Genomic DNA, 12,001 nt, shown 5'->3' with positions numbered 1-12,001 from the left:
ATCTTGGCTAAAAAATCAATGGTAGCAAAGCAACAACGTCCTGCTAAATTCTCATCACAAGCTTATACACGTTGTGAACGTTGTGGTCGTCCGCATTCTGTATATCGCAAATTCCATTTATGCCGGATCTGCCTTCGTGAATTAGCACATGCTGGTCAAATTCCTGGCTTGAAGAAAGCTAGCTGGTAAAAAAGTCTAACTCAAAGGAGGGTAATTTAATGGTCATGACTGATCCAATTGCAGACTATCTAACTCGTATTCGTAACGCCAACATGGTGCGTCACGAATCTCTAGAAGTTCCTGCTTCAAATATGCTTCGTAGTATTTCAGAAATTTTAAAACGCGAAGGTTTTATTCGTGATTTTGAATACATTGAAGACGACAAACAAGGTTTAATTCGTGTATTTTTAAAATATGGTAAAAACAATGAACGTGTTGTCACTGGTTTGAAACGTATTTCAAAACCAGGTTTACGTGCGTACGTTAAGGCTGATGCTGTACCGAAGGTTTTAAACGGCTTAGGTATTGCAATTCTTTCTACTGCTGAAGGTGTTCTCACCGATAAAGAGGCACGTGCAAAGAACGTCGGCGGCGAAGTACTAGCTTATATCTGGTAATTATTTTTTAAACAAGGAGGTGTAACACGTGAGTCGTATTGGTTATAAAGTCATTGAAGTTCCTGAAAAAGTAACCGTTACTCGTGAGGGTGAAACCGTTACTGTTAAAGGACCAAAAGGTGAATTAACGCGCGAATTTAATCCATTAATTTCTATTACAATAGAAGGTAATAAGATTAGTTTTGAACGTGTTGATAACAGTAAAAAGGGCCGCGAATTACATGGTACAATGCGTGCCAATTTGGCAAACATGGTTGAAGGCGTAACTGATGGCTTCACTAAGAAGTTAAAATTAGTTGGTGTCGGGTACCGTGCACAACTACAAGGTAAAAAACTCGTTTTAAACGTTGGTTACTCTAACCCCGTTGAAATGGCAATTCCTGAAGGTTTAAGTTTAGAAGTACCTTCAAACACTGAAATTAACGTTTCTGGTATTTCTAAGCAAGATGTTGGTGAATTTGCTGCTGTAATCCGTAGCGTTCGCTCACCTGAACCTTATAAAGGTAAAGGAATTCGTTACGTCGATGAATATGTTCGTCGTAAAGAAGGTAAAACAGGTAAATAATGCAGCTTAAACAGCTGAAACAATAATTTTAAGAGGTGAACATTGTGATTTCGAAACCAGACAAAAATAAGACACGTCAAAAGCGTCATTTACGTGTTCGTGGTAAGATCTCTGGTACTGCTGAGCGCCCACGCTTGAATATTTATCGTTCTAATAAAAACATCTACGCGCAATTAATTGATGACGTAGCGGGTGTGACGCTAGCAAGTGCCTCGACATTAGATAAAGAAGTTAGCGAAGGAGCAAAAACCGAGCAGGCTACCGCCGTTGGTGCACTAGTTGCAAAGCGTGCTGTTGCTAAGGGCTTGAAAGATGTTGTCTTCGATCGTGGCGGCTATTTATATCATGGCCGTGTTCAGGCTTTGGCTGAAGCTGCACGCGAAAACGGACTAGATTTCTAGGAAAAGGAGGAAAACCCATTTATGACTACAACGTTTATTGATCCAAACAAATTGGATTTGGAAGATAATGTCGTTTCGATTAACCGTGTAACAAAAGTTGTTAAAGGGGGCCGTCGCCTTCGTTTCGCAGCAATCGTTATTGTTGGTGATCGTAATGGACATGTTGGCTTTGGTACTGGTAAAGCACAAGAAGTTCCTGAAGCTATTCGAAAAGCAGTTGAAGACGCAAAGAAGAACCTGATCGAAGTACCGATTGTTGGGACAACTGTTCCTCATGAAGTCATTGGTCGTTTTGGTGGTGGTCGTGTTTTGATCAAGCCTGCTATTGCTGGTTCTGGGGTTGCTGCTGGTGGCGCTGTCCGTGCTATCATGGAACTTGCCGGTGTTCAAGATGTTACAAGTAAGTTCTTAGGCTCTCACACACCAATTAATGTGGTCCGCGCTACTATTGAAGGTTTAAAGACGTTACGTCGTGCTGATAAAGTAGCAGAACTTCGTGGTATTCCAGTCGATCAATTAGAAAACTAGGAGGGGCGAAATTCATGGCACAATTAAAAATTACTTTAAAGCGCACTGTCGCACATCGTAAGCCAGCTCATCGCCGGATTGTTAAAGCTTTAGGACTTGGCCGTGTTGATAGCTCAGTTGTATTGCCTGATAACCCAGCAATTCGTGGACAAATCTTTAAGATTGCCTACTTGCTGGACGTTGAAGTAGCTAAATAAATTATAAGGAGGTGCGCACGCAATGGAATTGCATAATTTAAAACCAAGTGAAGGTTCACGTCAAATACGTAATCGTGTTGGCCGTGGTACTTCATCCGGTAACGGTAAAACTGCTGGCCGTGGCCAAAAAGGTCAAAAGGCTCGTAGTAAGGTACGTTTAGGCTTTGAAGGTGGCCAAATGCCTTTATTCCGTCGTATGCCAAAACGCGGCTTTACGAATATTAATCGTAAAGAATATGCACTGGTTAGTCTTGACGACTTAAATCGTTTTGACAACGGTACAGAAGTAACACCAGAATTATTAATTGAATCTGGCTTACTTAAGAAGCAAAAAGCTGGCGTTAAGCTATTGGCAAACGGCGAAGTCACTAAAAAATTAACAGTTAAAGTTAGCAAAGCATCGATGGCTGCTAAAAAAGCTGTCGAGGCCGCTGGCGGTAAAATTGAGGTGATTTAATGCTGTCGACCATCAAAAATGCTTGGCAAGTAAAAGATATTCGTAACCGAATAATTTTTACTTTAGGCATTTTGTTTATTTTCCGGCTTGGAACGGAAATAACGGTTCCCGGCGTTAATGCCAAGGCACTGACGTCGATTGCTTCGTCAGGATTAGTTAGCATGTTAAACATGTTTGGTGGTGGTGGTTTAACAAACTATTCCATCTTTTCAATGGGGGTTTCACCATTCATTACCGCACAGATTGTTATTCAGTTATTACAAATGGATATTGTGCCTAAATTTGTTGAGTGGAGCAAACAAGGGGAAGTTGGTCGACGTAAATTAAATCAAGTAACACGCTACTTAACTATTGTATTAGCGTTTGTTCAATCAATTGGGATTACGGCCGGTTTTAATGCGTTAAGTGGGCTTGGCTTAGTTAAACACCCAAATATCCAAACATACGTTATGATTGGGATCATCTTAACGGGTGGTACCATGTTAGTAACTTGGATGGGTGAACAAATAACTGATAAAGGTATTGGTAATGGTGTTTCTATGATCATCTTTGCTGGTATTGTTGCCCGAATTCCTACGGGGATTCAACAACTTTATCAAGAATGGTTTGGCACTAATCCTGATACTGCACAGTTCTGGTTATACGTGCTCTATTCGGTTTTGTTATTTGTTGCTATTTTAGCTGTTGTTATAGTTGTTACTTGGGTTCAGCAGGCCAATCGGAAGATTCCAATTCGCTATACGCGAAGAGTAACCGACGCCGGGGATCAAAGTTATTTACCACTTAAAGTCAATGTGGCTGGTGTTATCCCAGTTATTTTTGCAAGTTCGTTTATTGCAACGCCACAAACAATTCTTCAAGCTTTCCAGGGTACGCATTCTGAAGATACTTGGTTCCAAGTTATGACCCAAATTTTCAGTATGACAACTGTTCCTGGTTCCATTCTTTATACTTTGTTGATTATTGTTTTTACTTTTTTCTACGCTTTTGTTCAGGTCAATCCAGAAAAGGTTGCAGACAATTTGCAAAAGCAAGGTAGTTACATTCCTAGTGTTTGGCCGGGTAAGGAGACCCAGAAGTATATTTCTGGGACTTTGATGCGACTTAGCACGGTTGGTTCAGTCTTTCTTGGTGTTGTAGCTTTACTACCAATTTTGGCCGCCAATATTTGGAATTTACCAGAATCAATCGGTTTAGGCGGAACTAGTTTGTTGATTGTTGTTGGTGTTGCACTCGATTCGTCACGCCAAATTGAAGGATTGATGATGAAACGACATTATGTTGGTTTCATTCGTTAAAGAAAGTGTGTTGAAGTGTTCACTTTGACACTTTCTTTATAATCTTGAAAGGGGAAAATTATGAACCTCATTTTAATGGGACTGCCAGGTGCCGGTAAAGGGACTCAGGCAGAACGGATTATTGATACTTATCATATTCCACATATTTCCACAGGTGACATGTTCCGTGCAGCAATGAAAGATCAGACTGAACTTGGTCTTAAGGCAAAAAGTTTTATTGATAAGGGCGAACTTGTTCCTGATGAAGTAACAAATGGTATTGTGAAAGATCGTTTAGGAGAGGCCGACACAAAAGTTGGTTATTTACTAGATGGTTTTCCAAGACAAATTAGTCAAGCTGAAGCGTTAGAGGCGATTACGGCCGAGTTGAATAAACCATTAGATGGTGTTATTAACATCGATGTTGATCCAGCATCATTAATGGAACGTTTAACTGGACGCTTCATTTGTAAGACTTGTGGTGCAACTTACCATAAAGTTTATAATCCACCTAAGGTTGCAGGGACTTGTGATCGCTGTGGTGGACATGACTTTTTCCAACGTGATGACGATAAGCCAGCGACGGTAAAAAATCGTTTGGCAGTCAACGAGAAAATGAACACACCCTTGTTGGATTTTTATAGCAAGAAGAATTTACTTTTCAACGTTGATGGTAATCGGGACATCGATGAGGTTTTTCAGGATATTCGTAAAGTTCTTGATCCATTAGCCGGTAAATAAGTGTGACGAGTGATCTGCTAACTTGCGTCATAAGAGTCCTTTTGCTATAATGGGCAAGGTTATCTTTTCGAACTAGCCAAAGTCTAATTCGGACGTTGGCTTAATAAGAAAGGGTGAGTGCGCTAGCTCTCACCATTTTTATGTGTTGAATTGATGTGGTATAAAAGTCCTTAGCGCTTGCAATGAGCGCAATGGCTTTTGTCAATTGCGCAGCCTGTTTTCAGCAAGTTGCAACCCTAATATAACTAAGGAGGTACTTTTGCGTGGCGAAAGATGATGTGATTGAGGTTGAAGGAAAAGTTGTTGATACGTTGCCAAATGCGATGTTCAAAGTTGAACTCGAAAATAATGCAACAATCTTAGCAACGGTTTCTGGTAAGATCAGAATGCATTATATCCGGATCCTGCCGGGTGATCGGGTAACGGTTGAATTGTCACCGTATGATTTAACGCGTGGCCGCATTACCTATCGCTTTAAGTAGCATTAATGCAGGTACGAAATAAGTTACGGTTTGTCATATTGCTAATGTGTTCAGCTTTTATAGGAGGTAAAATTCATGAAAGTACGACCATCAGTACGACGGATGTGTGAACATTGCCGCGTTATTAAACGTAAGGGCCGTGTCATGATCATCTGCTCTGCTAATCCAAAGCATAAACAGCGTCAAGGTTAATATAAAAATCAATTTAATGGAGGTGTCATATTAATGGCTCGTATCGCAGGTGTTGATTTACCACGTGGTAAACGTATCGTAATCGCATTAACTTATATCTTTGGTATCGGTAATACAACTGCACAAAAAATCTTAGCTACTGCTGGCGTTTCTGAAGATGTTCGTGAAGAAGATCTTACACCAGACCAAGAAGATAAGATTCGTGCTGCTGTTGATAACGTTATGGTTGAAGGTGATCTTCGACGTAAGGTTAACTTAAATATCAAGCGGCTACAAGAGATCGGTTCATATCGTGGCATGCGTCATCGTCGTGGTTTACCAGTTCGTGGCCAAAACACGAAAAACAACGCACGTACTCGTAAGGGCAAAAAAGTATCAATTGCTGGTAGAAAGCAATAATTCGGTAAGGGAGGTTAGCAATTAATGGCAACTAGAAAAACAACACGTCGTCGCCGGGTAAAAAAGAATATTGAAGCCGGTGTCGCGCACATTCACTCTACTTTTAACAACACTTTAATTATGATCACTGACCCACAAGGCAATGCTCTTGCTTGGGCATCAGCTGGTTCATTAGGCTTTAAGGGTAGTCGTAAATCTACTCCATTTGCTGCACAAATGGCTGCAGAAAGTGCCGCAAAGGCATCAATGGAATATGGTATGAAGGCTGTCGAAGTCGCAGTTAAAGGTCCAGGCTCAGGTCGTGAAGCAGCTATTCGTTCTTTGCAAGCTACTGGTTTGGAAATTACTGCTATTCGTGACGTAACGCCAGTTCCTCATAATGGATCTCGTCCTCCGAAACGCCGTCGTGTTTAATGTGAGTACGCTTCATTTTGAGTTTAAAACTGAAACGTATTTCATATTTAAAAGACACTTCTCGTTTTGAAAGGGGTAAGAAGCTAAATGATCGAATTTGAGAAACCAAACATTACCAAAGTTGATGAAAGTACAAACTATGGTAAGTTTGTCATTGAACCGCTAGAACGTGGTTATGGGACGACTTTGGGTAATTCTTTACGGCGAATTCTATTGGCATCATTACCAGGTGCTGCCGTCACAAGTGTTCAAATTGATGGTGTTTTGCACGAATTCTCAACCATTGATGGTGTAACGGAAGATGTTACCCAGATTATTTTGAACGTAAAAAAGCTTGCTTTGAAGTTGGATTCAGATGATGATAAAACAGTCGAAATCGACGTCAAAGGTCCAGCAACAGTAACTGCTGGTGATATTGAAGCCGACAGTGATGTTGAAGTTTTGAACCCAGATCTTTATATTTGCACTGTCGCTAGTGGTGGACATTTCCACGCACGGATGACGGTTCGTAAAGGTCGTGGCTATGTCGCTGCTGAAGATAATAAGGTAGACGATATGCCGATTGGTGTTTTACCAATTGATTCGATTTATACCCCGATCAGTCGTGTTAATTATCAAGTTGAGAGTACCCGTGTTGGGCAACGCAATGATTATGATAAGTTAACATTGGATGTTTGGACGGATGGTTCTATCAATCCTCGAGAAGCCATTAGTTTGGCGGCTAAGATTTTAACCGAGCATTTGGATATCTTCGTTAATTTGACTGATGACGCTAAAAACGCTGAAATCATGGTCGAAAAAGAAGAAACGCATAAAGAGAAAATGCTTGAAATGACGATTGAAGAGTTAGATTTATCAGTACGTTCATACAATTGTTTGAAACGTGCCGGTATTAATACTGTTCAAGAGCTCACTAATAAAACTGAAGCCGATATGATGAAAGTTCGTAACTTAGGTCGTAAGTCACTTGAAGAAGTGAAAGCTAAGTTAGCTGATCTTGGTCTTTCTTTGCGTAAAGAGGACTAGTGACATTTAAGTAATATAACCAACCAAGGGAGGGAACCTGTTAATGAGTTACCGTAAATTAGGTCGCACAAGCTCACAACGTAAGGCCTTACTTCGCGATTTAACGTCTGATTTAATCATGAATGAAAAGATTACAACTACTGAAGCTCGTGCTAAGGAAGTTCGTAAAACAGCTGAAAAGATGATTACTTTAGGTAAAAAGGGTGATTTAGCTGCCCGTCGTCATGCTGCTGCTTTTGTTCGTGATGAGGTCGCTGATGTTCATGAAGAAGACGAAAACGTTGTTATTCAAACTGTCTTACAAAAATTATTTGCCGATATTGCCCCACGTTACACTGATCGTACTGGTGGTTATACCCGCATTTACAAGACAATGCCTCGTCGCGGCGATGGTGCACCAATGGTAGTTTTACAATTGGTAGACTAGTAGTTCTGCGAGACGAAGTTAAATCATAGTATGATTTAACTTAATTATGGAGGATCACTTCTGAATTGTTTTGACTAGAGTGTTATGATGTTGGTTAGTTGTTTTTCCAAGTCTAGCTCGATGGTCGGCCAGTACACGTAACCGTTTGGTGCTGTACCGGAACACAATTTGGAATGTGATTTTTTTGTGTTCAAAAAGGAGTTACGTTTAATCGTGTAGGATGACGGTTAAACGTAACTCCTTTTTTACTGAATAAATACTTAGACAACTTTTCGAAGTTAATTTATAATCCCGTTAAAAATTAGAACGTAAACGGCCTAAGTATGATATTATTGAAACATTAATATGCAAGGAGACTGTTTAATTTTTAATTGTATTTTCTTGTGAAATTCGGAAGTCAGAATAATGTTGGTTGACTTTATGGTTAAAACTTAGTCAAGGTATTTAATTAGTATTTTTTAAGATTGACCAATTGGCCTAATAGACAATTATTTTATTTAATGACTTCTTTAAATAAAGGTGAGTTTAAGATTGGCGAAAATTATTGACGTAACAAACTTAAATTACCGCTACCCGCAGCAAACGGAACATCCGGCGTTGAAAGATGTTAATTTTTCAGTTGATCAGGGTGAGTGGGTGGCTATTATTGGTCATAACGGTAGCGGAAAATCAACGCTTGCCAAATCAATTGATGGGCTATTACCGATTGGCGAAGGTGATTCTGGAACCATCAAAGTAGGTGGGATAACCTTAACTGAAGATAGTGTTTGGGATATCCGCAAAAAAATCGGAATGGTATTTCAAAACCCAGACAATCAATTCGTTGGCGCAACGGTTGAGGATGATGTGGCTTTTGGTTTAGAAAATCACGGAATGCCCCGTGAAGAGATGGTGACCCGGGTTCATGAGGCATTAAAACGTGTGCGCATGCTTGAATTTGCTAAACGGGAACCAGCACGTCTATCTGGTGGGCAGAAGCAACGAGTTGCCATCGCAGGTGTTATTGCCCAGCAGCCGGATATTATCATTTTGGACGAGGCAACGAGTATGTTGGACCCTGAAGGACGGGTTGAGGTTTTAGAAATTGTTCGAAAGTTAAAAGAAGAAGAAAACATGACCGTTTTATCGATTACTCACGATATTGATGAGACTGAAAATGCTAATCGAATTATTGTCCTGGATGATGGACAATTACAAGAATCAGGTACCCCGGAAAAAATTTTTGCTTACGGTAATCGGCTAATTGCAATGGGTCTTGATGTTCCTTACGCCGAGCGTTTACGAACGGCATTACGTAAGCGTGGTACTATCGTTCCTGCGCAATATTTAAATGAAGAAGGGATGGTTGATTGGTTATGGACATCACATTTAAAGATGTAGGCTACACCTATCAAGTTGGAACTCCCTTTGAGAGTCGTGCGTTACACGAGATTAATTTAACTTTACGCGATCATGCTTTTACGGCTATTATTGGCCATACAGGTAGTGGAAAATCAACGTTGGTGCAGCATCTCAACGCATTACTAAAACCAACTAGTGGGACTGTGACGATTGGCGACCGGGTCATTACTCCAGAAACCAATAACAAAAATTTAAAACCCATTCGGCAAAAAGTCGGGATGGTTTTTCAATTTCCTGAAAGTCAATTATTTGAAGAGACAGTAGCAAAAGACATTGCCTTTGGACCGATGAACTTTGGTGTTAGTGAAGAGGAATCGTTAAAGCGAGCTAAAGAGATGGTTCAGCTGGTTGGACTTAAAGATGCCGTTTTGGAACGTTCACCCTTTGATCTTTCTGGTGGTCAAATGCGCCGGGTGGCAATTGCCGGTGTTTTAGCAATGAAACCAGAAGTTTTAATTTTAGATGAGCCCACAGCCGGATTAGATCCAGAGGGTCGGCGGGACATAATGGGAATGGTTCAGCGGCTGCATCAAGAAAATCAATTAACGGTTATTTTAATTACCCATTTAATGGAAGATGTGGCAAATTATGCTGATCAAGTGGTCGTCATGGAAAATGGTGGCGTGGTTAAAGTCGGAACACCGCGCGAGGTTTTTAGTAACGTTCAATGGTTGCGGGATAAACAATTAGGTGTTCCCGAGACAGCTGCATTTGCGGACCAATTAATTAAAAAGGGTTTTCAGTTTAAGCAGATGCCATTAACCGAAACTGAGTTGGCCGACGAGTTGTTACCACAATTACCACAGGCCGGGAGGAACGATAATGTCGAATAAATTATTATTGGGACGTTTTATTCCGGGTGATTCAATAGTTCACCGATTAGATCCACGAGTTAAGTTGTTAATGAGTTTTTATTTTGTTGGGATTATCTTTCTTGCAGATAATTGGCAAACTTATCTTTTCTTGTTTCTTTTCACAATGGTTGCAATTTTATTAACGAAAATAAAGCTAGGTTTTTTTATTAAGGGCGTTCGGCCTTTGATTTGGCTGATTCTATTCACTGTTTTACTGCAAATGTTATTTTCAAGCGGTGGAACAGTCTACTGGTCCTGGGGGCCAATTGTCATTTCTAGTTACGGTGTTGTTAACGGGATTTATATTTTTATGCGTTTTGTGTTAATTATCTTTATGTCAACTTTATTAACTTTGACGACACCGCCACTATCTTTGGCCGATGCGATTGAGTCACTTTTGAAGCCACTAAAAGTCATTCACTTTCCCGTTTATGAAGTTGCCTTAATGCTGTCAATTGCGTTACGTTTTGTGCCAACTTTAATGGACGAAACGGAAAAAATTATGAATGCGCAACGTGCACGGGGAGTCGATTTTGGGGAAGGTAATATTTTCCAACAAATGCGAGCAATTGTACCATTGCTAATTCCTTTGTTTGTAAGCTCCTTTAACCGCGCCGAGGATCTAGCAACGGCAATGGAGGCCCGCGGCTATCAAGGTGGTGAGGGGCGGAGTAAGTACCGTGTTCTTTCGTGGCAACTTGCGGATAATTTAACGATACTTGCTTTTGCCTTAGTAACCGTTGTTTTAGTAATCTTACGTTGATGATAATTTGTGAGGTGGGATTTAGCGCCCATTCTCTTTTTTTATGAGAAGGGACGGATAAAATTAATGGTGGTACGTTATAAAGTTACGTTGGCGTATGATGGTACCCAATTCGCTGGTTTCCAGCTACAGCCTAATCAGCGCACAGTTCAAGGTGTTATCGAAAAAGCATTAATGATAATGGCAAAGTCTTCACGAATTCCAGTCAGTGGGTCTGGACGAACCGATTCCGGTGTCCACGCCCTGGGCCAGGTAATTCATTTTGACTTTCCATTTTTACTGCCCGCCGAAAAAATGTTAAAGGCGCTTAATAGTTTGTTACCTTTGGATGTTAAGGTTGTCGCTTGTGAAATAGCTGAATCTAATTTTCATGCACGCTATAATACGACTGGTAAAAAGTATCGCTACCGTGTTAACCTTGATTATTATACAAATCCTTTTACACGTTTTTACACGGGTCACTGGAAGTATAGTTTAGACGTTAAAAAAGTCCAAATTGCGGTTAAAGATTATATTGGAACCCATGACTTTACCAGTTTTGCGGCATCAGGGGGCAGTATTAAAAACAAGGTTCGAACCATTTATGCCTCAACGGTTCACTTTGACCAACCGAATAACGAGCTTATTTTTGAGTTCTATGGTGATGGCTTTTTGTACAATATGGTCCGAATTATGGTTGGTGTTTTGCTGGAGATCGGTAATGGGCGACGAGCATTACATGATATTCCTCGACTTTATGCAGTTAAGGATCGCAGACAGGCTCGGCTTACGGCAGCAGCGAGTGGGCTGTACCTCGAAAAAGTTTATTATGGTGATGGGCCTGCCGATCAAATTAAATGAGATTACGATTTTAATTTGATGATCTTTTTCTTGTAAATCTTGACAAGTAAGTGATAAGCGGTAAAATGTGGAGGTTTAGTGCAATAATATAGTAGGCGTTTTATGGAGAATTTCTACTTATTTGGACAATATCTTGTAAATCTTTAATATAGATTTGGTATTTGCGCGCTCTTCGGATAAACTTTTAGTAGATAAAGTAAGCTATCGCAATGAAATTGATGGAGGTATTTCATGAACGAAACGTTGGATTTAGAACATATTTTAGGTATTTTACGGAAACACGTAAAGACTATTGTTTGGTCAACAGTCTTGGTCACCGCGTTGGCCTTTATAATTACTTTCTTTTTTTTGGGTCTCTGTCAAATCGTATTGGTGGAGATTTTGAACGGCACATTCACTTCGGTGAATGTGCTTTTTGTT

General features: G+C 40.3%; 20 protein-coding genes. All 20 read left to right on the top strand.

The features are described 5' to 3' along the window. The first annotated feature begins 3 nt into the window (after positions 1–3). Positions 4–189, top strand: coding sequence for a type Z 30S ribosomal protein S14 (locus EKM61_RS05530; protein ID WP_010011761.1), 186 nt, complete (start codon positions 4–6; stop codon positions 187–189). A gap of 29 nt (positions 190–218) precedes the next feature. Further along, positions 219–617, top strand: a complete 399-nt coding sequence (gene rpsH / locus EKM61_RS05525; protein WP_068225466.1) for a 30S ribosomal protein S8 — start codon at positions 219–221, stop codon at positions 615–617. A gap of 28 nt (positions 618–645) precedes the next feature. After that, on the top strand, positions 646–1,182 hold the full coding sequence (rplF, locus tag EKM61_RS05520) for a 50S ribosomal protein L6 (protein ID WP_068225465.1): 537 nt from the start codon (positions 646–648) through the stop codon (positions 1,180–1,182). Between the two features lie 35 nt (positions 1,183–1,217). Then, the gene (gene rplR / locus EKM61_RS05515) at positions 1,218–1,583 is read left to right on the top strand and encodes a 50S ribosomal protein L18 (RefSeq protein WP_068225464.1); all 366 of its coding nucleotides are present in this window, start codon (positions 1,218–1,220) and stop codon (positions 1,581–1,583) included. Positions 1,584–1,604: 21 nt separating this feature from the next. Further along, positions 1,605–2,111, top strand: coding sequence for a 30S ribosomal protein S5 (gene rpsE / locus EKM61_RS05510; protein ID WP_068225463.1), 507 nt, complete (start codon positions 1,605–1,607; stop codon positions 2,109–2,111). Positions 2,112–2,125: 14 nt separating this feature from the next. After that, positions 2,126–2,308 carry a 50S ribosomal protein L30 gene (gene rpmD / locus EKM61_RS05505; RefSeq protein ID WP_068225462.1) on the top strand — a complete coding sequence of 61 codons (183 nt, stop codon included), beginning with the start codon at positions 2,126–2,128 and terminating at the stop codon, positions 2,306–2,308. 22 nt (positions 2,309–2,330) lie between these two features. Next, entirely contained in the window at positions 2,331–2,765 is a 435-nt protein-coding gene (rplO, locus tag EKM61_RS05500) for a 50S ribosomal protein L15 (RefSeq protein WP_068225461.1), read from the top strand. Next, positions 2,765–4,063, top strand: a complete 1,299-nt coding sequence (gene secY, locus EKM61_RS05495; protein ID WP_068225460.1) for a preprotein translocase subunit SecY — start codon at positions 2,765–2,767, stop codon at positions 4,061–4,063. The genes rplO and secY overlap by 1 nt, the downstream gene beginning before the upstream one ends. 60 nt (positions 4,064–4,123) lie before the next feature. Further along, positions 4,124–4,783, top strand: a complete 660-nt coding sequence (locus EKM61_RS05490) for an adenylate kinase (protein ID WP_068225459.1) — start codon at positions 4,124–4,126, stop codon at positions 4,781–4,783. Positions 4,784–5,046: 263 nt separating this feature from the next. Then, positions 5,047–5,265, top strand: coding sequence for a translation initiation factor IF-1 (gene infA / locus EKM61_RS05485; protein WP_068225458.1), 219 nt, complete (start codon positions 5,047–5,049; stop codon positions 5,263–5,265). A gap of 75 nt (positions 5,266–5,340) precedes the next feature. Further along, positions 5,341–5,457 (top strand): 50S ribosomal protein L36, encoded by a 117-nt coding sequence (rpmJ, locus tag EKM61_RS05480; protein ID WP_068225457.1) that lies wholly within the window; start codon positions 5,341–5,343, stop codon positions 5,455–5,457. A gap of 33 nt (positions 5,458–5,490) precedes the next feature. Further along, the gene (rpsM, locus tag EKM61_RS05475; RefSeq protein ID WP_068225456.1) at positions 5,491–5,856 is read left to right on the top strand and encodes a 30S ribosomal protein S13; all 366 of its coding nucleotides are present in this window, start codon (positions 5,491–5,493) and stop codon (positions 5,854–5,856) included. Between the two features lie 24 nt (positions 5,857–5,880). After that, positions 5,881–6,270 carry a 30S ribosomal protein S11 gene (gene rpsK / locus EKM61_RS05470; RefSeq protein WP_068225455.1) on the top strand — a complete coding sequence of 130 codons (390 nt, stop codon included), beginning with the start codon at positions 5,881–5,883 and terminating at the stop codon, positions 6,268–6,270. An 87-nt stretch (positions 6,271–6,357) separates the two neighbouring features. After that, positions 6,358–7,296, top strand: coding sequence for a DNA-directed RNA polymerase subunit alpha (locus tag EKM61_RS05465; protein WP_068225454.1), 939 nt, complete (start codon positions 6,358–6,360; stop codon positions 7,294–7,296). 43 nt (positions 7,297–7,339) lie between these two features. Then, positions 7,340–7,723: a 50S ribosomal protein L17 gene (gene rplQ, locus EKM61_RS05460; protein WP_068225453.1), complete on the top strand. Its 384-nt coding sequence runs from the start codon at positions 7,340–7,342 to the stop codon at positions 7,721–7,723. Between the two features lie 531 nt (positions 7,724–8,254). After that, entirely contained in the window at positions 8,255–9,103 is an 849-nt protein-coding gene (locus tag EKM61_RS05455) for an energy-coupling factor ABC transporter ATP-binding protein (protein WP_068225452.1), read from the top strand. Further along, positions 9,079–9,957 (top strand): energy-coupling factor ABC transporter ATP-binding protein, encoded by an 879-nt coding sequence (locus EKM61_RS05450; RefSeq protein WP_068226249.1) that lies wholly within the window; start codon positions 9,079–9,081, stop codon positions 9,955–9,957. The genes EKM61_RS05455 and EKM61_RS05450 overlap by 25 nt, the downstream gene beginning before the upstream one ends. Continuing rightward, entirely contained in the window at positions 9,947–10,741 is a 795-nt protein-coding gene (locus tag EKM61_RS05445) for an energy-coupling factor transporter transmembrane component T family protein (RefSeq protein ID WP_068225451.1), read from the top strand. Before EKM61_RS05450 ends, EKM61_RS05445 begins: the two co-directional genes overlap by 11 nt. Before the next feature lie 69 nt (positions 10,742–10,810). Further along, entirely contained in the window at positions 10,811–11,581 is a 771-nt protein-coding gene (gene truA, locus EKM61_RS05440; protein WP_100071634.1) for a tRNA pseudouridine(38-40) synthase TruA, read from the top strand. A gap of 231 nt (positions 11,582–11,812) precedes the next feature. Next, the coding region (locus EKM61_RS12025; protein WP_263853552.1) for a Wzz/FepE/Etk N-terminal domain-containing protein at positions 11,813–12,001 on the top strand (189 nt) is incomplete at its 3' end.

This window comes from Loigolactobacillus backii, assembly GCF_003946275.1.
GTDB classification, from domain to species: domain Bacteria; phylum Bacillota; class Bacilli; order Lactobacillales; family Lactobacillaceae; genus Loigolactobacillus; species Loigolactobacillus backii.
Note: the sequence above shows the minus strand (reverse complement) of the source record. Positions and strands in the feature narration are given on the sequence as shown.

Excerpts from the sequence above, each read along its gene's own strand:
- EKM61_RS05465 (WP_068225454.1), top strand. The coding sequence starts at position 6,358 with ATGATCGAATTTGAGAAACCAAACATTACCAAAGTTGATGAAAGTACA.
- secY (WP_068225460.1), top strand. The coding sequence starts at position 2,765 with ATGCTGTCGACCATCAAAAATGCTTGGCAAGTAAAAGATATTCGTAAC.
- EKM61_RS05445 (WP_068225451.1), top strand. The coding sequence starts at position 9,947 with ATGTCGAATAAATTATTATTGGGACGTTTTATTCCGGGTGATTCAATA.
- rplQ (WP_068225453.1), top strand. The coding sequence starts at position 7,340 with ATGAGTTACCGTAAATTAGGTCGCACAAGCTCACAACGTAAGGCCTTA.
- EKM61_RS05490 (WP_068225459.1), top strand. The coding sequence starts at position 4,124 with ATGAACCTCATTTTAATGGGACTGCCAGGTGCCGGTAAAGGGACTCAG.
- rpsH (WP_068225466.1), top strand. The coding sequence starts at position 219 with ATGGTCATGACTGATCCAATTGCAGACTATCTAACTCGTATTCGTAAC.
- rpmJ (WP_068225457.1), top strand. The coding sequence starts at position 5,341 with ATGAAAGTACGACCATCAGTACGACGGATGTGTGAACATTGCCGCGTT.
- EKM61_RS05450 (WP_068226249.1), top strand. The coding sequence starts at position 9,079 with ATGGACATCACATTTAAAGATGTAGGCTACACCTATCAAGTTGGAACT.
- rpsM (WP_068225456.1), top strand. The coding sequence starts at position 5,491 with ATGGCTCGTATCGCAGGTGTTGATTTACCACGTGGTAAACGTATCGTA.
- rpmD (WP_068225462.1), top strand. The coding sequence starts at position 2,126 with ATGGCACAATTAAAAATTACTTTAAAGCGCACTGTCGCACATCGTAAG.
- rpsK (WP_068225455.1), top strand. The coding sequence starts at position 5,881 with ATGGCAACTAGAAAAACAACACGTCGTCGCCGGGTAAAAAAGAATATT.
- rpsE (WP_068225463.1), top strand. The coding sequence starts at position 1,605 with ATGACTACAACGTTTATTGATCCAAACAAATTGGATTTGGAAGATAAT.
- rplO (WP_068225461.1), top strand. The coding sequence starts at position 2,331 with ATGGAATTGCATAATTTAAAACCAAGTGAAGGTTCACGTCAAATACGT.